Genomic DNA, 21,863 nt, shown 5'->3' with positions numbered 1-21,863 from the left:
GGTTGGGGGGGGTCTTTTTTTGCCACCGATCATCGGCCGCCCCCCCACCCCCCCCCCCCCCCCCCCCGGGCCCCCGCCCGGGGGCGGGGGGGGGGGGGGGGGCCCCCCCCGGGGGGGGGCGGGGGGGCCCCCCCCGCCACCACGCGGGCGCGCTCAGCGCCCCTGCAACCGGGCCGCGGCCGCGCGCACCGTACCGAGCTTGCGGTAGAGCTGGGCTCCGGGGCACGCGGTGTTGAAGCCGTCGCGGTGGCCGGAGATGGTGTGGAGCTTGACCCTCGTTCCCTTCTTGTATTTGCCGCCGCCGGACGTCAGCGTGACCGTGCCGCGCGGGTTCACGCCGTACAGGCCGAGCTTCCAGGCGGAGAGCTTGGAGAGGGCGTTGGCCACGGCGGCGGGCGGACGGGTGCTGCCGAACGAGCCGATGACGGCGATGCCCGTGCTGTTGGTGTTGAAACCGTAAGTGTGGGCTCCCATGACCGCCTTGGCCACACCTCCGGCGCGGCCTTCGTAGATCGTGCCGCACTTGTCGACCAGGAAGTTGTAGCCGATGTCACGCCACTTGCTGCTCTTGACGTGGTAGCGGTAGATGCTCCGGATGATCGAAGGCGCCTGTGAGCAGCGGTAGTTGTTGCTCATCGCCGTGTGGTGGACGAACGCGGCCTTCACGGTGCGGGTGTACGCGAAGCCGGACTCGCGCAGCCCTTCGTCGGCGCCCCAGCCCTTGCGCGTGACGATCCGGGGGCGCGGACCGGCGTTCGGGCGCGCCCCGGCGACCCCGGCGGCGCCGGTCTCCTCGCGCTCCGAGGGCTGCGAGGGCTGCGGCGAGGAGGCCGGGGACGACGGCGCCGACGGTGACGCCGGTGACGCCGGTGACGCCGGGGGCATCAGCGGCTCTCCTGCCGACGCGCTGTACGGGCTCCCGGCCACGCTGGTGACGGGCGAGGCGGGGATGCTGGTGCCGGGGGCCTCCGAGGCGCCCGGCGGGGTGGGCGCTGCCGGGGTCGCGGGCGTGACCGAGGCGCCCGGCACCGCCGAGGCGCCCGGTGCCGAAGCTCCCGGTGCCGTCGAAGCCCCTTGCGTCCCTTGCGCACCCTGCGCACCCTGCGCACCCGGTTCCGGGCCCGGGTCGACCAGTTCCAGGCGCAGGCCCTCCGGCAGCTTCTCGCCGGTGCCCGGCACCACGCGGGCCTGTACGGCGTCGGAGGAGCCGACCCACAGCGGGGCCGTCGCGCCGCGCTCCCGCCCCTCCCCGGCACCGCCGCTCTTCAGCTCGCCCGGCGCGTCGCCCGGATGGGCCTCCAGTTCGCGCCAGCCGGTCCACCTGCCGCCCTGCGCCGCGCGCGTACGCACCTGGACGCGCCCGTGCAGCTCGGCGTCCGCGTGCTCCCACACGACGCCGAGCAGCGCGTACGGGCGTACCTCCCGCTCGGCCACGGCGAGGCCGGGCGTCGCCTGGCTGCCCGAGTGGCCGCGCGAGCTGGTCTCCGGTGCGAGGAAGGGCAGCGACTGGGTGCTGCCCGCGAGTTGACCGTCACCGGCGTTGGCGCGGCGGGCGGAGGCGGCGGGGCCGCCCGGCGCCGCGGACGCGCGCGCAGCTCCGCGCGCCGTCTCCGGGGGCGCGCCGTCGCCCGCCGGGCCTCCGGAGAGGCCGTCCACGTGAGGAGCGAGGGGCAGCAGCAGGGCCGCCGCGCCTACGACTCCGAGCGAGGTTGCAAGGTGTGCACGCATGTCATGATCGTGTGCATATACGCCTGTTCCTGTCTATTCAGGAATTTCCGCTCCGGGGCCTCACGCCCCCTCAGCACCCCTCCCCCGCCCCGGCTCTGACGCCCCGCCACGCCGGGCGCGGCGTACGCTTGCGCGGATGAACGCCACCGACCGCACCCCCGCCGACCTGCTGCGTACGGCGCTGGCCGCCGACCCCGCGCGCCCGCTGGTGACCTACTACGACGACGCCACGGGCGAGCGCGTCGAACTCTCCGTCGCCACCTTCGCCAATTGGGTGGCGAAGACCGCGAATCTGCTCCAGGACGAGCTGTCGGCGGAGCCCGGCGACCGGCTCGCGCTGCTGCTGCCCGCGCACTGGCAGTCGGCGGTCTGGCTGCTGGCCTGCGCCTCCACCGGTGTCGTCGCCGATCTGCACGGCGACCCGGCGGGCGCCGACCTGGTCGTCAGCGGCCCGGAGACGCTGGACGCGGCGCGCGCCTGCTCCGGCGAGCGGATCGCGCTCAGCCTGCGCCCGATGGGGGCGCGCTTCCCGCAGCCGCCGGAGGGCTTCACGGACTACGCGGTCGAGGTCCCCGGACAGGGCGACCGGTTCACGCCGTACGCGCCCGTGGACCCGGAGGCGCCCGCACTCGGGCTCCCCGACGCGAACGGCGGGTCGAGCCGGTCGGGCCGCGAGGAGCTGACGGGATCCCAGGTCGTGGCGCGGGCGCGGGCCGACGCGGAGGCGCGGGGCCTGACGCCGGGCTCGCGGCTGCTCTCGGCGCTGCCGTACGACTCCTGGGCGGGCGTGGGCGCCGGGCTGCTGGCGCCGCTGGCCGCCGGTGCCTCGGTCGTCCTCGCGCCGCGGCTCGGGCTGCTGGACTCCGCGTCCCTCGACAAGCGCAAGGAGAGCGAGCGCATCACCCACACCGCCGACTGACGGTGGCCGGGTCCCGGCCCCGACCTCATGATCGGCAGTGCGTACAACCTTGCGTGCGATTCGGACGTCTGTCTACGTGACCGGCGCACCCGCACGCCTGTACGCCTAGACGCCGTCGAGTTCGTGAGGGATGACGCAGCCGTGACCGACCCGGGCACCATCGACGACTCCGGTACCGACTCCTCCGCCGCCCCCCGCCGACGACGCCGCTGGCTGCGCTGGACGGCGCTGGGGATCTCGGTGCTGGTGCTGGGCGCCGCCGGGGTGGGGTGGTCGCTCTTCCAGAAGCTCGACGGCAACATCCGTACGGACGAGGACACGGCCGACGAGCTGGCCAGGTTCGAGGACGAGCGCCCGGTCCCCATAGAGGGCAAGGCGCAGAACGTCCTGATCCTCGGCTCCGACAACCGCGGCGACGGTAACGGCAAATACGGCCGAGACGAGGGCACCGAGCGCGCGGACACCGCGATCCTGCTGCACATCGCGGCCGACCGCCGGAGCGCCACCGGGGTCTCCCTGCCGCGCGACCTGATGGCGGACATCCCGCGCTGCACCACGAAGGACGGGACGCGCACGCGCAAGCAGTTCGCGCAGTTCAACTGGGCTTACCAGTTCGGCGGCACGGCGTGCACGATCCGCACGGTCGAGAAGATGACCGACATCCGGATCGACCACCACCTCGTCGTCGACTTCCGCGGCTTCAAGAAGCTGGTCGACGCGGTCGGCGGCGTCGACGTGTGCCTGTCCGAGTCCGTGCACGACCGCGACGCGAAGCTCGACCTCCCGGCCGGGCGGCAGACGCTGCACGGCGAGGACGCGCTCGGCTACGTCCGCGCGCGGCACGGCATCGGCGACGGCAGCGACACGGACCGTATCGACCGTCAGCAGCAATTCATGGGTTCGCTCGTGAAGAAGGTGCGCGGGAACGGTGTGCTGCTGAATCCCACCAAGGTCTATCCGGTGCTCGACGCGGCGACCTCGGCCCTCACCGCCGATTCCGGGCTGGATTCCCTCAAGGAGCTTTACGAACTCGTGCGGGCCGTGCGCGATATCCCCGAGGAGAAGGTGCGCTTTCTTACGGTGCCCAGACAGTCGTACGAACTGGACATCAACCGCGACCAGCTCGTACAGCCGGAGGCGGACCAGTTGTTCACCCGGCTGCGGCACGACCGCCCGGTGCGGGTGGGGTCCGGAAAGGACCGCGTCGCCGACACGGAGTCCGCGCGGGACGACGCGAAGAAACCGGGCGACGCGAGCGACGGGAAGAGGGACTCGGGACCCTCCTACCGGGGGACCACTGCGGCACGAGACATCTGCGCCGCGAACGAGGCTGAGAATGCGGCGAATTGACCGTTTCTGGCCGCGTGGAATTTGTCACCGACGTCGCTACCCGCCGAACCTGCCGGATAGTGTGAGCGCTCCGGTCGGCTCCGGGGCGGTGGCAGCGGGTTTCCGGGATTCCACCTCGCGATGCCGGGTCTGGCCTCCCAGGTCGTCCGTGGGCCCCGGGAATGACGCAGCATGGGAGGACTTACGCAATCGTGGACGCGCAAGGCCGTGGGCACGCGGGAGATGTAGATCCCGCGGATCAGTGGGTGTTCGACCCGAACACCGGCAGCTACGAGCTGCGACTGAACCCCGTCGCCGACGACTCCCCGAGTTCGTACGGCACCCGCCGACGCGCAGCGCCGCGCCAGAGACGATCGCGCACCGGGGACGGCCGCGAGGCCCGCGACGGCCGCGAGGCCCACGGCTCCCGGGGGGAGGCCCCGGGCGAGGCCCGGCTCCCCTCGCAGCGCGGCTCCGGGGGCTCGGGCGGCCACGGCCGCGGCCACGGGAGCGGGCACAGCCGCAGGAAGGCCAAGCCGCGGCTGTCCGGCAAGCAGAAGGCCCTGCGCTGGGGCGGCGGCACGGTGTGCGTGCTGCTCATCGCGGGCTGCGCGACCGGCTATTTCCTGTACCAGCACTTCAACGGGAACATCAACAAGGTCGACGTCGGGATGAACAACTCCGCCGTCACCGACGGCCCCGTGAACATCCTGGTGATCGGCACCGACGCCCGCTCGGGCAAGGGCAACACCGGGTACGGGGACAACGGCAGCGTCGGTCACGCGGACACGACGTTCCTCTTCCACGTCTCCGAGGACCGGACGAACGCGACGGCGCTGTCCATCCCGCGCGACATGATCACGGACATCCCGGACTGCCCGACCAAGCAGGAGGACGGGTCCACCAAGACGATCCCGGGCCAGGCCAACGCCCGCTTCAACACCAGCCTCGGCCAGAACGAGCGCGACCCGGGCTGCACCTGGCGCACGGTCAACAAGCTGATGGGCGTCAAGATCAACCACTTCATGATGGCGGACTTCAACGCCGTCAAGGAGCTGTCCAGCGCGGTCGGCGGCGTCGAGGTCTGCACGGCCAAGAACATCAACGACCCCAAGTCGCACCTCAAGCTCAAGGCCGGGAAGCACACGATCGCGGGCGAGCAGGCGCTCGCGTTCGTACGGACGCGGCACACGGTGGGCTACGGCAGCGACCTGAGCCGCATCAAGCTCCAGCAGCAGTTCCTCAGTTCCATGATCCGGAAGATGAAGTCCGGGGACACGCTCACCAACCCGTCGAAGCTCTTCAAGCTCGGCAACGCGGCGACGCGGGCCCTCACCGTCGACACCGGCATCGGGAGCGTCAAGAAGCTCACCGACATGGCGCAGGACCTGAAGCGGGTGAACGTCGAGAACATCACCTTCGCGACCGTCCCCGTGCTCGACAACCCGAACGACCCCGCGACGGTCGTGCTCGACAAGGGGAAGGCCGGGCCCCTCTTCAAGATGGTCAGGGACGACAAGTCGATGACCAAGGTGAAGCAGGAACAGAAGAAGCGGAAGGTGGCCGCCGCCAAGGCGAAGAAGGCACCCGCCTCCGAGGTCCGCGTCCAGATCTGGAACGGCGGAGGACTCGCGGGCGCCGCGAACGAGACCGCGCTCTGGCTCCAGAACGACAAGGGCGTCGGCGAGGCCACCGCCAAGGGCAACGCCGCCCAGCTCAAGAAGACCCGGCTGGAGTACGCGCCGTCCCAGATCGGCCAGGCCGCACGGCTGGCCGACATGATGGGGCTGCCGCCCTCGGCGCTGAAGAAGTCGTCCGACGGCGGGGGCGCGGCCACCGCGATGACGCTGACGCTGGGCAGGGACTACACCGGGGCGGGCGAGCCCGTCGGCGCACCGGACAAGGCTCCGGAAGGAGTGCAGAAAGTCAACGCGGACGACAAGAACGTGTGTGCAAAGTGACTCCGACCCCTCATGATCGTCCCGCCAGGCGATCATGGGGCAGCATCGCCTGATCAGAACGGGGAGGTCCCGTGCGGCAGAACAACACCCGTGGCCGACGGGCGCGCAGGGGCGCGCCCTCGGCCTCCGACCGGGGCTGGGACGACAGCATGTACGAGGACCGCCCGACCCGTCAGCTCCGCCAGGCCCGCCCGGGCGCCGGTCCCGACGGGCCGTACGCGCGTGACGCGGTGGAGGGCCAGGTGCGCCCGCGGCGCAAAAGACGCGTGCTGCGCTGGTTCGCGATATCCCTCGCCGTACTCATACTCGGCACCGCGGGAGCGGGCTACCTCTACTACCAGCACCTCAACGGCAACCTGAACAAGGACGCCCTCAACCTCGGCGACAACAAGCTCGACAAGTCGGACCCCAACGCCAAGGGCCAGACGCCCATGAACATCCTGCTGCTGGGCTCCGACTCCCGCGCGGGCAAGGAGAACGTCCGGCTCGGCGGCTCGAAGGGCGACGCGACGCGCAAGCCGCTCGCCGACGTCCAGATGCTGCTGCACGTCTCGGCCGACCGCAGCAACATGTCGGTCATCTCCGTGCCCCGGGACACCAGGGCGACGATCCCGAAGTGCACCGACCCGGACGACCAGAAGGTCTACGCCAAGACCAGCGACAAGATCAACACCAGCCTCCAGCACGGCGGTCCCGGCTGCACCGTCGCGACCTGGGAGGAGATGACCGGTGTCCCGATCGACCACTTCATGATGATCGACTTCTCGGGCGTGGTCTCCATGGCCGACGCGGTCGGCGGCGTCCCGGTCTGCGTGAACCAGAACGTGAGCGACCCCAAGTCGCATCTGAAGCTCAAGAAGGGCGAGTCGACGATCAAGGGCGAGATGGCCCTGAGCTGGCTCCGCACCCGGCACGGCTTCGGCGACGGCACGGACATCGGCCGCGCCAAGGCGCAGCACATGTACATGAACTCGATGGTGCGCCAGCTCAAGGCGGGCACGAAGCTGACCGACCCCGGCAAGATGAAGAACCTCGCCGAGGCCGCCACCAAGGCGCTCACGGTCGACGACGGCCTCGGCTCGGTCAAGAAGCTCTACGACCTGGGCAACGACCTCAAGCGCGTCCCCACCAAGCGCATCACCATGGCCACCATGCCGTGGAGGTACTCCGGCGACTACGTGGTGCCGCAGAAGGACGACGCGGACAAGATCTTCTCGCTCGTACGGAACGATGTCGCGCTCGACGGCAAGGACAGGAAGAAGGCCGAGGCCAGCAAGAAGGCCCAGCCGACCGAGCCCTCGCAGCCCAAGGGCAAGATCGCCGTACGCGTGATGAACGGCACCGGCACCGCGCTGCAGCCGCCCGTCTCCGGCCGGGCCAGCGTCATCGCCAACGCGCTCGCCCAGAAGGGGTACGAGCAGGCGACGGCCGACCAGACGCCCAAGTCCCAGGCGGACACGACGATCAGCTACCCGCGGGAGGACCAGCGCGGCGACGCGCTGGCCGTCGCCAAGGCGCTGGGCGTCCCCGAGCGGCTGGTCAAGCACTCCTCGGCGGCCCAGGAGGTCACCCTCGTGGTCGGCGCCGACTGGCGCGAGAACGAGAGCTACCCGAAGAGCGCCGGTGGCCACGGCAAGGGCGGCAAGGACGACAACAAGGCCCCCGACAGCGCGGATGCCCTGCGGGGCGACGACAAGAAGGCGTGCATGAAGGTGAACCCGAACTACACCTGGTGACCACGCCGCGCCGCCGATTCGTGGGTGCCCTCTGCCCGTGGCTGGACAGGGGGTGCCCCTGCCTGTGCGCCGCAGGCTGCGGGTGGCGGGTGGTTGCTCGCGCAGTTCCCCGCGCCCCTGACGGGGCGCTCCTAGGAGCGCCCCGTACCTCTAGGGGCGCGGGGAACTGCGCGACAAGCCACGACGCAGCCGCAGCCTGCGATGCACAGCCGGGGGCAGCCCCTGTTCAGCCCCGAGGTGAGGGCACCCGGGATTCGCCGGGGAGGGGCTAGCTCTGGTGGACGGGCTCGCGGCGGCTGGCGATGACCTTTTTGGCCAGCTTCCGGGGGCTCGTCAGGAAGCCCCAGCCCCACGTCATGTGCATGGTCGCCAGCGCGACCGGGATCTGGGCCCGCGCCTTGAGCGGCAGCCCCTTGCCCGCGGGGAGCGAACCGGCGACGATCGCCGCCAGATAGCCGCCCGGTACGACGAGGCCCCAGGGCGTCACCACGGCGCCGACGACCACACCGGCGGCGATCGCGCAGACGGCGGTCGGGGGCGCGAGGTAGCGCAGGTTGATGGAGCCGGAGTGGTAGCGCGAGACGACGTGCCGCCAGCGGCCGTAGTTCCGGTACTGCTTGGCGAGCGCGCGGACGCTGGGCCGCGGCCGGTAGGAGACCCGCAGCTCGGGCGAGAACCAGACGAGGCCGCCCGCACCGCGGATGCGGAAGTTCAGCTCCCAGTCCTGGGCGCGGATGAACTCCTCGTTGTACCCACCCTGCTGCTCCAGGATCTCGCGGCGGAAGACGCCCAGGTAGACGGTCTCGGCCTCGCCGGGCTCGCCGCCGGTGTGGAAGGCCGCGTTGCCGACGCCGATCTTCGAGGTCATGGCGGCGGCGACCGCGTCCTCCCAGGCGTTCTCCCCCTCGGCGAACATCAGGCCGCCGACGTTCGCCGCGCCCGTCTCGTCGAGGAGCCGGACGGCGGTCGCGATGTAGTCGGGCGAGAGCATGCCGTGGCCGTCCACGCGGACCACGACGGGGTTCCGTGACGCCTTGATCGCGGCGTTCAGCCCCGCGGGCGTACGGCCCGTCGGGTTGGGCACCGTGTGGACCCGCGGGTCCTCCGCCACCAGCTCGGCCGCGATCTCGTCCGTACGGTCGTCCGAGGGGCCGAGGGCGATCACGATCTCCATCTCGCCGCCGTACTCCTGTTCCAGGATGTGCTGGACAGAGCTGCGCAAATGCCTCTCCTCATCGAGGACAGGCATGATCACGGAAACGGCGGGGAGTGAGGCGTCCTGAGTCACGCGCTCACGTTACCGCGAACGGGGGAACGGGCCGCACCGGCCGAGTGCCCGCCGGGAGCACGGCGGCGTGGGGCCGCGATCCGGAGATCGTACGGGCCTACCGTGCGAAGACCGTGCCCCCAGGTGGGCGGACGGAACGGTCCGCCGCCCCTCTTCCGTGAAGGTGTCGTCCCTTGCCCGTCAGTGCACAGTCCCCCCGCCCCTCAGGAGCCGCGCCCCGCGCCGGGCGCCGACGAGGCGGTCCGGGCAGCGGAAGACCGCCCGCGCGGCGGCCCCGCTGGGGGCTGCGGATCGCGACGGGCACCTCCGCGCTGCTGCTGACCGCGAGCGGCGTCGGGCACGCGATGGTCACCGACCTCAACGCGGACGTGCGCCGCGTGGACCCCTTCCACGGGCTCACCGACCGGCCCGAGGGCGGGGACGGCGCGAACATCCTCGTCGTCGGCACCGACCGGCGCGACAAGCTCTCCAAGGAGATGAAGGAGAAGTACAACCTGGGCGGCTCGGCCTGCGACTGCACGGACACGATGATGCTGGTGCACCTCTCGGCCGACACCAAGCGCGCCAGCGTCGTGAGCCTGCCGCGCGACACGTACACGAAGCTGCCCGCGCACAAGGACAGGACCACCGGCAAGCGCCGCGCGGCGCAGCCCGCCAAGCTCAACTCGGCGTACACGATGGGCGGCCCGGGGCTGACCGTACGGGCCGTGGAGAAGCTGACGCAGGTGCGGGTCGACCACTATCTGGAGGTCGACTTCACCAGCTTCATGAGCACGGTCGACGTGCTGGGCGGGGTGGAGGTGTGCACCCGCAAGCCGCTCAAGGACAGCTACTCGGGGCTCGACCTGCCCAAGGGCACCTCGCGGCTGAACGGCGGCGAGGCCCTGCAGTACGTGCGTGCCCGCCATCTCGGCGGCGACTCGGACCTGGGCCGGATGAAGCGGCAGCAGCGGTTCCTGGCCTCGGTGATCTCCAAGGCGACGGACAGCGGGGTGCTGATGAACCCGGTGAAGTTCAACAAGGTCGCCCAGACCCTGCTGGACTCCGTCCGCGCCGACCACGGCTTCGGCAGCGACCAGATGATGGCCCTGGGCCAGGCGATGCGGGGCTTCACCCCGGCCTCCTCCGAGTTCGCCTCGGTCCCCGTCGGCGACCCGGGGCACCAGGTGCCGGGGCTCGGCTCGACGGTGAAGTGGGACCGGAAGAAGGCCGGCAAGCTCTTCGACGCGCTCCGCGAGGACCGCCCCCTGGCCGTACGGAAGCCCAAGGGCAAGGGCCCGGCCCGCGTCGAGGTCGCCCCGCGCGACATCCGCGTCAAGGTCGAGAACGGAACGGACGAGAAGGGCCTCGGCAACCGCCTGGACAAGGAGCTGCACAAGACGGGCTTCGCCACGACCGGCACCCCCGGCAACGCGCACAAGGTCAGCCCTGGCCGTACGACGCTCACGTACGACCCGGAGTGGGACCGCTCGGCGCGCTCCCTGGCCGCCGCGCTGCCCGGTGCCGAGCTGGTCAAGGAGGAGGGCCAGGGTCCGCAGATGCGGGTCACCGTGGCCGACCCGGACCAGAGGGTGCGCCGCGTCCACGCCGACGCCCTCTCCGGCGACGAGGGCTCCCCGGTGACGGGCGACAAGGTCGGCTGCGGCTGAGCTGAGGGGGCCCTGGCTCAGCGCTGAGCCCGCAGCTCCTTGATCGCTCGGCGCCGCGCCAGCCGGTGGGTGCGGCGGATCTGGGCCTCCTGGTAGCGGCGGCGGTCCTGCTCCGTCTCCGGGACGACCGGCGGGACGGAGCGGGGCTTGCCGTTCTCGTCGATCGCGGCGAAGACGAGATAGGCCGAGCCGACCTGCGTCGCGGGCGTCGACTCGTTCCACCGCTCGGCCATGACGCGGACGCCGACTTCCATGGAGGTCCGGCCCGTCCAGTTCACCTGAGCACGGACATGGACGAGGTCGCCCACGCGGACCGGCTCCAGGAAGGCCATCTCGTCCATGGAGGCCGTCACGGCAGGCCCCTCGGAGTGGCGGCCGGCGACGGCGCCCGCGGCGTCGTCGGCCAGCTTCATGATCACGCCGCCGTGCACGGTGCCGAGCAGATTGGTGTCGTTGACCGTCATGATGTGCGACAGGGTCGTGCGTGAGGCGGCGGTCGGCTTGCCCGGAAGGGCCTCGTCCGCCGTGGTGGCCTGGTGCGTCATGTCCACCACCATATGCGCCGAGATCGTCCGGCTCTGCCCCGAGTCATTGCATCAGAACTGCTACAGCCTCTGCCCGAAGCGGTACCCGGCCTGTATAGGGGTGGCGCGGGGGAGGCAGACTTCCCCCATGAATCAGTGGCCCGACGGTTGGACCGACCGCCCCCAGGGCCGGCAAGGACGCGGCAGCGGAGCGTCCAACCCGGACCCCACGCGTGTCATGCCCCATACACATGGCCCCGGAGTCCCCCCTCAGTCCCGGGGCTCGGGACAGCAGGGTTACGGCCAGGACGGCTACGGCCAGGGGTACAACGAGCAGGGCGGCTACGACAGCTACGACTCGGGCTACAACACCGGCCAGGTCTACGGAGGCGGCGGAAACGGCGACGACGACGGGTACGGCCCGTACGACGACCGCCCCCGCCCGAACTGGCGCCGCCGGATCAAGTGGGGCGTGATCGTACTGGTCACGGTCGTGCTGGTCTGGTCGATCGGCACCTACTTCTGGGCCGACTCCAAGCTGCGCCGCGAGGTCGACCTCAGCATCGTCAAGGACCGCCCCGACGGCGGCGACGGCACGAACTACCTGATCGTCGGCTCCGACAGCCGCGAGGGCATGTCCAAGGACGAGCGGAACAAGCTCCACACGGGCGGCCCCACCGACGAGGGCCGCACCGACTCGATCATGATCCTGCACGTCGGCGACGGCGGGAACACGATGGTCTCGCTGCCCCGCGACTCGGACGTGGTCCTGCCCTCCTTCACCGGCTCCGAGTCCGGCAAGGACTACCCGGCCCGCGGCGAGCACATCAAGATCAACGCGGCCTACTCCAAGGACGGCCCCGAGCTCCTCGTCCGTACCGTCGAGGCCAACACCGGGCTGCGCATCGACCACTACGCGGAGATCGGCTTCGGCGGCTTCGCGAAGATCGTCGACTCGGTCGGCGGCGTCGAGATGGACATCCCGCAGGACATCAAGGACGAGAAGTCCGGCGCTGACCTGAAGAAGGGCACGCAGACCCTCGACGGCAAGGACGCGCTGGCCTTCGTGCGGACCCGGTACGCGCTCAAGGGCAGCGACCTGGACCGGACGAAGAACCAGCAGAAGTTCCTCTCCGCGCTGGCCAACCAGGTCGCCACGCCCTGGACCGTCCTCAACCCCTTCCGGCTCTACCCGACGATGGGCGCGGGCCTGGACACGCTCAAGGTCGACAAGGACATGAGCCTCTGGAACGTCGCGCGGATGTTCTGGGCGATGAAGGGCGTCTCCGGCGGCGACGGCAAGTCCATGAACATGCCGATCGCGGGCCCGGCCCCCGGCGGCAACCTGGCCTGGGACAAGCCGAAGGTCAAGAAGATGGTCGAGCAGATGAACAACGGCGAGAAGGTGACGGTCTCCTCGGACCGCTGATCCCCTGATCCGTAGAGGGCGCCCGCACACACCGTGTGCGGGCGCCCTCGCGCGTGCTCGGCTCGCTACTTGGCGCAGAGGCAGAAGGGGTGGCCCACCGGGTCGAGGTAGACGCGGAAGTCGCGCTTGCCCTCGTCGCCCTGGACGAGCCGCGCTCCCGCCTCGATCACCTCGCGCTCGGCCTCGTCCCAGCGCTCCGTGGGCACGTCGAAGTCGAGGTGCAGCTGCTGCGCGTGCTCCAGGCTCGGCCACTCCGGCGGGACGTAGCCCGCCGACTCCTGGAAGGCCAGGCGCCGGGTCCCCGCGGTGTCGCCGAGCTCCACCCACTCGCTGTCCGAGCGGTCCTCCAGGATCCGCCAGCCGAGCACGCCCGCGTAGAACTCGGCGAGCCGCCGTGGATCGGGGCAGTCCAGAACGGTGACGCCCATCGTGGCGATGGCCATGAGCTATCTCTCCCTCTCCTCGGATGCCTCGGGGGCCTCGGATTCCTCGGGTTCTTCGGTTCCCCGGGTTCCCCCGGATCTGCAGGCTAGGCCGTCGGGCGCCCCAGCGCGCGGAACGTCCAGCCCGCCTTGCGCCACACCTCGGGGTCCAGCGTGTTGCGCCCGTCCAGGACGTGGCGCCGGGTGACGGCCTCGCCGAGGGCCGCGGGGTCCAGCTCCTTGAACTCCCGCCACTCGGTGAGGTGCAGCACGATGTCGGCGCCCCGGACGGCCTCCAGCGCGCTGTCGGCGTATCCGAGGGTCGGGAAGATCGCGCGGGCGTTCGCCATGCCCTTCGGGTCGTAGACGGTGACCTGGGCGCCCTGGAGGTGGAGCTGGCCCGCGACGTTGAGCGCCGGGGAGTCGCGTACGTCGTCGGAGTCGGGCTTGAAGGTCGCGCCGAGCACGGCGACGCGCTTGCCCAGCAGGGTGCCGCCGACCGCGTCACGGGTCAGCTCGACCATCTGGGCCCGGCGCCGCATGTTGATCGAGTCGACCTCGCGCAGGAACGTCAGCGCCTCGGAGGCGCCCAGCTCGCCCGCGCGGGCCATGAAGGCGCGGATGTCCTTGGGCAGGCAGCCGCCGCCGAAGCCGATGCCCGCGCGGAGGAACTTCCGGCCGATCCGGTCGTCGTACCCGATGGCCTCGGCGAGCTTCACGACGTCGCCGCCCGCGGCCTCGCAGACCTCGGCCATCGCGTTGATGAAGGAGATCTTGGTGGCGAGGAAGGAGTTCGCGGAGGTCTTGACCAGCTCGGACGTCGGGAAGTCGGTGACGACGAAGGGCGTGCCCTCCGCGAGCGGCCGTGCGTAGACCTCGCGCAGCAGCCGCTCGGCGCGCTCGCTGCGGACGCCCGCGACCAGCCGGTCGGGGTGCAGCGTGTCCTGGACGGCGAAGCCCTCGCGCAGGAACTCCGGGTTCCAGGCCAGCTCGGCGTCCTCGCCCGCGGGCGCCAGCTCCGCGATACGGACCGCGAGCCGCTCGGCGCTGCCGACGGGGACCGTGGACTTGCCGACGACCAGCGCGGGGCGCGTCAGCCGCGGCGCGAGGGAGTCCATGGCGCTGTCGACGTAGCTCATGTCGCAGGCGTACTCGCCGTGCTTCTGCGGGGTGTTCACGCAGACGAAGTGGACGTCGCCGAACTCCCCGATCTCCTCCCAGGAGTCCGTGAAGCGGAGCCGTCCGCTGGAGCCCTCGACGCCCGCGACATGGGCGCCGAGCAGTTCGTCGAGACCCGGCTCGTACATGGGCGCGCGGCCCTGTTCCAGCATGCGGATCTTCTCCGGGACCACGTCCAGGCCGAGCACCTCGAAGCCCAGCTCCGCCATGGCGGCGGCGTGCGTGGCGCCGAGGTATCCGAGGCCGATCACGGTGATCTTCGGCGAGGCCATTGCTGATGCTCCTTGCTCCAGGCAGAACGCTGCCCGCGAGCATAACGGGGCCCCACCTGTCGTGAACCTCACGTATCCCGATCCGCTTCCGGCCCACTAAAATCGAGTTACTTAACGGTAATTAGCGAGCCCCGCTCACAGAGGAGTGAGACACCTTGGCGTCTGATTTCGACCTCTACCGGCCGTCCGAGGAGCACGACATGCTCCGCGATTCGGTGCGTGCGCTCGCCGAGGCGAAGATCGCTCCGTACGCCGCCGAGGTGGACGAGGAGGGCCGCTTCCCACAGGAGGCGCTCGACGCGCTCACCGCGAACGACCTGCACGCCGTGCACGTCCCCGAGGAGTACGGCGGCGCGGGCGCCGACGCGCTGGCCACGGTCATCGTCATCGAGGAGGTCGCCCGGGTCTGCGGCTCCTCCTCGCTGATCCCCGCCGTGAACAAGCTGGGCTCACTCCCGGTGATCCTCTCGGCCTCGGACGACCTGAAGAAGAAGTACCTCACGCCGCTCGCCAAGGGCGACGGCATGTTCTCGTACTGCCTCAGCGAGCCGGACGCCGGTTCGGACGCGGGCGGCATGAAGACGAAGGCCGTACGGGAGGGTGACGCGTACGTCCTCAACGGTGTGAAGCGCTGGATCACCAACGCGGGCGTCTCGGACTACTACACGGTGATGGCCGTCACCGACCCCGAGAAGCGCACCAAGGGCATCTCGGCCTTCGTGGTCGAGAAGGGCGACGAGGGCGTCTCCTTCGGCGCGCCCGAGAAGAAGCTCGGCATCAAGGGCTCCCCCACGCGCGAGGTCTACCTCGACAACGTGCGGATCCCGGCGGAGCGCATGATCGGCGCCGAGGGCACCGGTTTCGCGACGGCGATGAAGACCCTGGACCACACCCGTATCACCATCGCGGCCCAGGCCCTCGGCATCGCCCAGGGCGCGCTGGACTACGCGAAGGGGTACGTCCAGGAGCGCAAGCAGTTCGGCAAGCCGATCGGCGACTTCCAGGGCGTGCAGTTCATGCTGGCCGACATGGCCATGAAGGTCTCCGCCGCCCGCGCGCTGACCTACCAGGCCGCCGCCGCCTCGCAGCGCGTCGACGCGGACCTCACCTACCTCGGCGCCGCGGCGAAGTGCTTCGCCTCGGACATCGCCATGGAGGTCACCACGGACGCGGTCCAGCTGCTGGGCGGGTACGGCTACACGCGGGACTACCCGGTCGAGCGGATGATGCGTGATGCGAAGATCACGCAGATCTACGAGGGCACGAACCAGGTGCAGCGGATCGTGATGGCCCGCAACCTGCCGTAGCCGCACGGCGGTTCGCCGGTCGTTCTGTGCGCCCTGTCGGGGCCTGGGCAGGGGGTGCCCCTGCCCGTGCTTCGCAGACCGCGAGTGCGTCGTGGCCGGTCGCGCAGTTCCCCGCGCCCCTGAGGGCGCCCCTCCGGGGCCCCTCAGGGGCGTCGGCGTTTCGGGCCTGCCCGAAAACCCGGTGCGCCGTCCCGTCCGCTCTCCCTACACTCACCACGCGTCACACCGCGCACAGATACGAGAGGAGGTCGGCATGCGTGAGCACACCGCTGCCGTCCGTCCTCTGTCGCGGTTCGAGGTGATCCTCGTGTCTCCCCGCGCCCGGCTCCGGCTGCGCGCCCGGGGCTGGACGTTCCCTGCGAGCTTCTGACGCTCGCCAGGGCCATCGCGCTGCCCTGTCCATGGAACCCATGGAACATCTGGATCACTGAAAGGTCCTGGCATGCGTGCCGTACGTACCGCCACCGCCCTGTCCCGCGTCCGTAATCTGGGCATTCTCGCCCATGTCGACGCGGGGAAGACCACCGTCACCGAGCGGATCCTGCACCTGACCGGCGCCACCCACCGGCGCGGCGAGGTCCACGACGGGACGACCGTCACCGACTTCGACGCGCAGGAGCGCGAGCGCGGGATCACGATCTTCGCGGCGGCGGTCAGCTGCGCCTGGGACGGGCACTGGATCAACGTCATCGACACCCCCGGGCACGTCGACTTCGCCGACGAGGTCGAGCGTTCGCTGCGGGTCCTCGACGGGGCCGTCGCCGTGTTCGACGCGGTCGCCGGGGTGGAGCCGCAGAGCGAGTCGGTCTGGCGGCAGGCCGACCGGTACGGCGTGCCCCGGATCGCCTTCGTCAACAAGCTCGACCGCGCCGGGGCCGACCTCGACTCCGCCGTGGACTCCATCCGTACGCGGCTGGGGACCGTGCCGCTGGTGGTCCAGCTGCCCGTCGGGCGCGAGGACGGCTTCACCGGCGTCGTGGACCTGGTGCGGATGCGGGCGCTGCTCTGGCCGGACGGGGACGGGGCGCTCCAGGAGGGCCCCGTGCCGGACGAGTTGCTGGCGGAGGCGCGGCGGCGGAGACGGGCGCTGGAGGAGACCGTGGCGGAGCTGCATCCGGCGGCGTTGGAGGAGTTCTGCGCCGGGGAGGTCTCCGCGGTGACGCTCACGGCCGCGCTGCGCGACGTGACCCGTACCGGCGAGGGCGTCGTGGTGCTGTGCGGCTCCGCGTACCGCAATCGGGGCGTCGAACCGCTGCTCGACGCCGCCGTGGCGTATCTGCCCTCGCCGCTGGACGTGCCGCCCGTACGGGGCACGCACGGCGACGAGGAGTGGGAGCGCGCGGCCGATCCGGAAGCGCCGTTCGCCGCGCTGGTGTTCAAGGTGCACGCGGCGCCGACGGGCCGGCTGACCTTCCTGCGGGTGTACGCGGGCACGGTCGGCAAGGGCACGGCGGTGCTGGACGCGGGCGCCGGGCGTACGGAGCGGATCGCGCGGATCCTGCGGGTCCAGGCCGACCGGCACCAGGAGGTCGAACGGGCCGTCGCCGGGGACATCGTCGCCGTCGTCGGGGTGAAGGCCGCGCGCCCCGGGGCCACGCTCTGCGCGCCGGAGGCGCCGCTCGTCCTCGAACCGCCCTCGTCCGCCGCGCCGGTGGTCTCCGTCGCCGTGGAGGCCGCCCGGAGCACCGAGACGGGGCGGCTGGCGACGGCGCTGGCCCGGCTGGCCGAGGAGGACCCCTCGCTGACCGTACGGACGGACGGCGAGACGGGCCAGACGGTGCTCTCGGGCATGGGCGAACTCCACCTGGAGGTCGCGGCGGAGCAGCTGCGGCGCGACCACGGGCTGGAGGTCTCCGTCGGACGGCCGCGCGTGGCCTACCGGGAGACGGTCGTACGCGGGGTCACCGGGCATGTGCACCGGCACGTCAAACAGGACGGCGGCGCGGGCCAGTTCGCGCACGTCGTGCTGGACGTCGAGCCGCTGGAGGACGGCGGCGGGGAGGAGGGGTTCGCGTTCGTGTCCACCGTCGTCGGCGGGCGCGTACCGGCCGAGTACGCGCGGGCTGTCGCCGCCGGGTGCCGGGACGCGCTCGCGGAGGGCCCGCTGGGCGGCCACCCGGTCACCGGCGTGCGCGTCACGCTGACCGACGGGGCCACCCACTCCAAGGACTCCTCGGAGATGGCCTTCCGCGTGGCGGGCAGGAACGCGCTCCGCGAGGCGCTGCGGGCCTGTGCGGTGGCACTGCTGGAGCCGGTGGCCGAGGTGACGGTCACGGTGCCGGAGGACGCCGTGGGCGCGGTCCTCGGCGACCTCGCGGCCCGCCGCGGCCGGGTCTCGGACTCGACCGTGCGGGGCGGTACGAGCGTGGTCACCGCGACCGTGCCGCTGGCGGAGCTCTTCGGCTACGCGTCCCGGCTGCGCGGCCGTACGCGCGGCAGGGGCACGTTCACCAGCCGCCCGGCAGGGTACGCGCAGGCGCCGGAAGGCGTCCTGACCCGGTGAGACGGGACAACGGCGGGGTCACCGCCCACGCACGGCCACCCGGCCGTCGTGGGCGGTGGCGTGGATGCTGCGCGGGGCCTTCGCGTCGCGCGGCACGGTGACCTTGGCGGTGCCGTCGGAGACCTTCGTCGTCACCTTGTACGTCTGCTTCTTCGGCACGGTCACCGTCGTACGGCCGTCCCGGACGTCTGTGCGGACGGAGGAGGGGGCCTTGGCGAAGGAGAGGAGCTGGTAGCCGTCGCGGGCGGTGGCGGTGACGGAGGGCGAACGGAGGCGCTCGGCGCGTACGTTGCCGTCCACCGTGCTGAGCGTGAGCGGGCCGGTCAGGTCGCGGACGTTGACGTTGCCGTCCTTGGTGCGGACGGAGAGCGGCGTACGGAAGCCGCTCGCGACGACGCGGCCGGCGCCCGTCTTCACCGTGACGGCCACGTCCTCGGGGACCTTCACCTTGTGGCGGGTGTTGCAGTCGACGATGAAACCGGTGCACTTGGTCTTGAGACGGAGCGTCTTCCCGCCCTCCATCGACCAGGAGACCTTCGCCTCGCCCTTCACCTTGGACGCCTTGAACCAGCGCGTGACGTCGACGCCCTTGTTCTCGCCCTTGACAGGCACGAGTTCGAGCTTGGAGTCGTCGGAGACGACAGTCAGCCGCTTCCCCGAGAGCGCGAACTCCCTGTGCTCCGCCTTCCCGTCGCTCACCTCCTCCGTCGAGCACGCGGACAGCGCACCGACGGCGCACACGGTTACGGCCAGGGCACAAGCTGCGGCGGTCCTCTTCGTCATGCCGACCACGCTAGAAAAAGGACCAGGTCAGCGGACATCCGGCAACCTGGCGGATCGGGGGTGGGGTTAACCCGAGGACGGCCGCTACGCCAGCAGGGCCCCTACCAGCACGCCCACGACCATGGCGAGCACAAGGCCCCAGCCCACCACCGCGCCGAGCCCGAACCTCCGGCGGCCGACGCGGACTCGCCGCACGGGAATCGGCGGCCCGGGGTCCTCGCCCCGCCGCAGCTTCCGCGAGTAGCGCCACTGCGGCACGAGGAAAGTCCCCGCCGCGCAGTAGCACATCAGGGCTCCCATGAACCAGCGCCCGTTCAGCACCTGGACGAGGCTCATCATGACCATCACGACGGCGAACACGGGCATACCGAACCGCCAGTAGCGCGTCTCCCGCAGATCCTCAACGGGCTCCGTCGTGGCTACGGGCGGCCGCGGCTCGCCCAGCATGCGCCTCGGGGACGCGGCCCCGAGAATCACCCCCAACGCACAGCCCCCGGCGGCACTCCACCAGACGGAGGGCATGAACACGAAGAAGTCGACCTCCCCCCACGAGCCGCCGCCTACCCCCAGCAGCGCCCCTCCGGCCAGCGCCGCCCGTAAGCGCCGCCGCCGGCCCAGCGCCGCCACGCCCCCGTTCACGCCGCATCCCCGTCGCGGGACGGTCGGGGCAGCAGGTGGAACGTGAGGGCCACGGCCACCATGAAGACGCCGAGGATCCAGCGCCCCACCTGCATGTTCCCCACCGCCACGACGAGGTACAGCACGACGAGGAAGGGGCGGTAGTACCGCCAGTACGCGGTGTTCCGCCGTGCGGTAAGGCCGCCCAGCGCGTGGCGTGGGGTCACGATCCCGGCCAGCAGTCCCGCCCCCGCACCGAGCGCGGCCCCCAAGAGAATCGACAGCCCTGGATCGCTCTCCGCCACGGCGGCGCCGCCCAGGCCCATCAGGCCACCCTGCAGAAGCGCCGCCCGTAAGCGTCGTGACCCCGGCACCGTTCCTGAAGCGCTCACGCCTCACCCCTCCCGTCAGTCCCGCAGGGGAGACCTTCGGGGCACGGGAGGGGTTGTACGGAAATGCGGGGGTCAGCCGTCCAGTTGGGCGAGGGTCGCTATCGACGGGCCGCGTTCTGTCTGGAGGCGGCGGGAGACGGACTCGGCGTCGCGGAGGACGCGGACCGCGTTCTGCCAGGTGAGCTTGGCGAGGTCGGCCTCCGACCAGGCGCGGTCGAGGAGTTCGGCCACCAGGGTCGGGTAGCCGGAGACGTCCGCCAGGTCGTCGGGGCCGAACGGCATGCCGTCGAAGTCGCCGCCGACGCCCAGGTGGTCGATGCCCGCGACCTCGCGCATGTGGTCGAGGTGGTCGGCGACGTGGGTGGCCTTCACGGGCGGGGCCGGGTGCTCCCGGAGGTACTCCTCGCGGACCCGCACCGCCTCCTTCGTGGAGTCGAACAGCTCGAAGCCGTGCTTCTCCATGTGCGCGGACGCGCCCTCCCACCAGTCGGCCGCCTCGATGCGGACGAACTTGGGGACGAAGGTCGCCATCGCCACCCCGCCGTTGCCCGGCAGGGCCGCCAGCACGTCGTCGGGGATGTTGCGCGGGTGGCCGCAGACGGCGCGCGCGGAGGAGTGCGAGAAGAGGACGGGGGCCTCGGAGACACGGAGCGCGTCGCGCATCGTCGTCGCGGCGACGTGCGACAGGTCGACGAGCATGCCGAGCCGGTTCATCTCCCGTACGACCTCCTCGCCGAAGCGGGAGAGGCCGTCGGCGCGCGGATCGTCGGTCGCCGAGTCGGCCCAGGCGAGCGAGTCGTTGTGGGTGAGCGTCATGTAGCGCACGCCGAGCTGGTGGAGGGCGCGCAGCGTGGCGAGGGAGTTGTCGATGGCGTGGCCGCCCTCGGCGCCCATGAGCGAGGCGATACGGCCCTGGGCGCGCGCCTGCTCCATGTCGTCGGCGGAGAAGGCGAGCTGGATGTCGTCCGGGTAGCGGGCGGCGAGCGCCCGTACGACGTCGATCTGTTCGAGGCAGGCGCTCACCGCCGAGTCGCCGGTGAGGCTGGCGGGCACGTACACCGACCAGAACTGGGCGCCGACGCAGCCCGCGCGCAGCCGGGGCAGGTCCGTGTGGAGGTGGGCGGCCTGGTCGTGCGCGATGTCCCGCTGGTCGAGGTCGTAGCCGACCTGCTCGCGCAGGGCCCAGGCCAGGTCGTTGTGCCCGTCCACGATGGGGTGCTCGGCGAGGAGCGCGCGGGCTCGGTTGAGGGAGTCGGTCATCTCACTTGCCTCCGAATCCGAAGGAGGCGTCGCTGGAGGTCTTGGCGCGCAGGCGCCTGCCCTTCTCGGTCGCCTGCTCGTTCAGTTCCTGCTGGAAGTCGGCGACCTTGCCGCGCAGCGCCTCGTCGTGCGCGGCGAGCATCCGTACGGCCAGCAAGCCCGCGTTGCGGGCGCCGCCGACGGAGACGGTCGCGACGGGGACGCCCGCGGGCATCTGCACGATCGACAGCAGGGAGTCCATGCCGTCCAGGTACTTCAGCGGCACAGGAACGCCGATGACGGGGAGCGGCGTGACGCTCGCCAGCATGCCGGGCAGGTGCGCGGCGCCGCCCGCGCCCGCGATGATCGACTTGAGGCCGCGCTCCGCCGCGCCCTCGCCGTAGGCGATCATCTCGCGGGGCATGCGGTGCGCGGAGACGACATCGACCTCGTAGGCCACCTCGAACTCGTCCAGAGCCTTGGCGGCGGCCTCCATGACGGGCCAGTCGGAGTCGGAGCCCATGACGATGCCGACGGTGGGTGGTGCGGTGCTCATGTGTCCCCTTTGTCTCCGTGTGAGGTGTG

18 protein-coding genes are annotated in these 21,863 nt (G+C 71.4%); 8 read left to right on the top strand and 10 right to left on the bottom strand.

The features are described from left to right. Positions 1 to 153: 153 nt before the first annotated feature. Entirely contained in the window at positions 154 to 1,728 is a 1,575-nt protein-coding gene (locus ACGF3A_RS43810; protein WP_393736977.1) for a peptidoglycan recognition protein, read from the bottom strand. A gap of 136 nt (positions 1,729 to 1,864) precedes the next feature. On the opposite strand from ACGF3A_RS43810, the gene ACGF3A_RS43805 reads away from it, so the two are divergent. The 4 genes from ACGF3A_RS43805 to ACGF3A_RS43790 all read left to right on the top strand — a co-directional run bounded on the left by ACGF3A_RS43805 (position 1,865) and on the right by ACGF3A_RS43790 (position 7,673). Beyond that, positions 1,865 to 2,647 (top strand): TIGR03089 family protein, encoded by a 783-nt coding sequence (locus ACGF3A_RS43805; protein ID WP_393736975.1) that lies wholly within the window; start codon positions 1,865 to 1,867, stop codon positions 2,645 to 2,647. A 141-nt stretch (positions 2,648 to 2,788) separates the two neighbouring features. Continuing rightward, positions 2,789 to 3,997 carry an LCP family protein gene (locus ACGF3A_RS43800; RefSeq protein ID WP_393736973.1) on the top strand — a complete coding sequence of 403 codons (1,209 nt, stop codon included), beginning with the start codon at positions 2,789 to 2,791 and terminating at the stop codon, positions 3,995 to 3,997. A gap of 191 nt (positions 3,998 to 4,188) precedes the next feature. Beyond that, positions 4,189 to 5,937, top strand: coding sequence for an LCP family protein (locus ACGF3A_RS43795; RefSeq protein ID WP_393736971.1), 1,749 nt, complete (start codon positions 4,189 to 4,191; stop codon positions 5,935 to 5,937). A 71-nt stretch (positions 5,938 to 6,008) separates the two neighbouring features. Then, complete coding sequence (locus tag ACGF3A_RS43790; RefSeq protein ID WP_393736969.1) at positions 6,009 to 7,673, top strand: LCP family protein; 1,665 nt, start codon at positions 6,009 to 6,011, stop codon at positions 7,671 to 7,673. A 268-nt stretch (positions 7,674 to 7,941) separates the two neighbouring features. Here ACGF3A_RS43790 and ACGF3A_RS43785 read toward each other — a convergent pair whose 3' ends face one another. After that, entirely contained in the window at positions 7,942 to 8,961 is a 1,020-nt protein-coding gene (locus ACGF3A_RS43785) for a glycosyltransferase family 2 protein (RefSeq protein WP_393736967.1), read from the bottom strand. A 173-nt stretch (positions 8,962 to 9,134) separates the two neighbouring features. On the opposite strand from ACGF3A_RS43785, the gene ACGF3A_RS43780 reads away from it, so the two are divergent. Next, on the top strand, positions 9,135 to 10,610 hold the full coding sequence (locus tag ACGF3A_RS43780; protein ID WP_393736965.1) for an LCP family protein: 1,476 nt from the start codon (positions 9,135 to 9,137) through the stop codon (positions 10,608 to 10,610). Between the two features lie 17 nt (positions 10,611 to 10,627). Here the strand turns inward: ACGF3A_RS43780 and ACGF3A_RS43775 are convergent, their stop codons facing one another. Further along, positions 10,628 to 11,155: an acyl-CoA thioesterase gene (locus ACGF3A_RS43775; RefSeq protein WP_393736963.1), complete on the bottom strand. Its 528-nt coding sequence runs from the start codon at positions 11,153 to 11,155 to the stop codon at positions 10,628 to 10,630. A gap of 217 nt (positions 11,156 to 11,372) precedes the next feature. On the opposite strand from ACGF3A_RS43775, the gene ACGF3A_RS43770 reads away from it, so the two are divergent. Next, complete coding sequence (locus ACGF3A_RS43770; protein WP_393736961.1) at positions 11,373 to 12,563, top strand: LCP family protein; 1,191 nt, start codon at positions 11,373 to 11,375, stop codon at positions 12,561 to 12,563. A 65-nt stretch (positions 12,564 to 12,628) separates the two neighbouring features. Here ACGF3A_RS43770 and ACGF3A_RS43765 read toward each other — a convergent pair whose 3' ends face one another. Beyond that, positions 12,629 to 13,006, bottom strand: coding sequence for a VOC family protein (locus ACGF3A_RS43765; RefSeq protein WP_393736959.1), 378 nt, complete (start codon positions 13,004 to 13,006; stop codon positions 12,629 to 12,631). An 86-nt stretch (positions 13,007 to 13,092) separates the two neighbouring features. Further along, positions 13,093 to 14,436, bottom strand: coding sequence for a UDP-glucose dehydrogenase family protein (locus ACGF3A_RS43760; RefSeq protein WP_393736957.1), 1,344 nt, complete (start codon positions 14,434 to 14,436; stop codon positions 13,093 to 13,095). Between the two features lie 155 nt (positions 14,437 to 14,591). On the opposite strand from ACGF3A_RS43760, the gene ACGF3A_RS43755 reads away from it, so the two are divergent. After that, positions 14,592 to 15,743, top strand: coding sequence for an acyl-CoA dehydrogenase family protein (locus ACGF3A_RS43755; RefSeq protein ID WP_393736955.1), 1,152 nt, complete (start codon positions 14,592 to 14,594; stop codon positions 15,741 to 15,743). A 442-nt stretch (positions 15,744 to 16,185) separates the two neighbouring features. Then, complete coding sequence (gene fusA, locus ACGF3A_RS43750; protein WP_393736953.1) at positions 16,186 to 18,246, top strand: elongation factor G; 2,061 nt, start codon at positions 16,186 to 16,188, stop codon at positions 18,244 to 18,246. Positions 18,247 to 18,264: 18 nt separating this feature from the next. On the opposite strand, the gene ACGF3A_RS43745 is transcribed toward fusA, so the two are convergent. The 5 genes from ACGF3A_RS43745 to purE all read right to left on the bottom strand — a co-directional run bounded on the left by ACGF3A_RS43745 (position 18,265) and on the right by purE (position 21,834). Beyond that, a complete protein-coding gene (locus ACGF3A_RS43745) occupies positions 18,265 to 19,029 on the bottom strand; it encodes a DUF4097 family beta strand repeat-containing protein (RefSeq protein ID WP_393736951.1) in 765 nt (254 codons plus the stop codon). An 84-nt stretch (positions 19,030 to 19,113) separates the two neighbouring features. Next, positions 19,114 to 19,668: a hypothetical protein gene (locus ACGF3A_RS43740; RefSeq protein WP_393736949.1), complete on the bottom strand. Its 555-nt coding sequence runs from the start codon at positions 19,666 to 19,668 to the stop codon at positions 19,114 to 19,116. Next, positions 19,665 to 19,973 (bottom strand): hypothetical protein, encoded by a 309-nt coding sequence (locus ACGF3A_RS43735; protein ID WP_393736947.1) that lies wholly within the window; start codon positions 19,971 to 19,973, stop codon positions 19,665 to 19,667. The genes ACGF3A_RS43740 and ACGF3A_RS43735 overlap by 4 nt, the downstream gene beginning before the upstream one ends. Before the next feature lie 138 nt (positions 19,974 to 20,111). Next, entirely contained in the window at positions 20,112 to 21,299 is a 1,188-nt protein-coding gene (locus tag ACGF3A_RS43730; RefSeq protein ID WP_393736945.1) for a dipeptidase, read from the bottom strand. A gap of 1 nt (position 21,300) precedes the next feature. Further along, positions 21,301 to 21,834 (bottom strand): 5-(carboxyamino)imidazole ribonucleotide mutase, encoded by a 534-nt coding sequence (purE, locus tag ACGF3A_RS43725; RefSeq protein WP_393736943.1) that lies wholly within the window; start codon positions 21,832 to 21,834, stop codon positions 21,301 to 21,303. Between the last annotated feature and the right edge of the window lie 29 nt (positions 21,835 to 21,863).

This window comes from Streptomyces sp. NPDC048172, from assembly GCF_043202595.1.
In the GTDB taxonomy this organism is placed as follows: Bacteria; Actinomycetota; Actinomycetes; order Streptomycetales; family Streptomycetaceae; genus Streptomyces.
The sequence above is the reverse complement of the archived record's forward strand: the minus strand, read 5'-3'. Positions and strand labels throughout refer to the sequence as shown.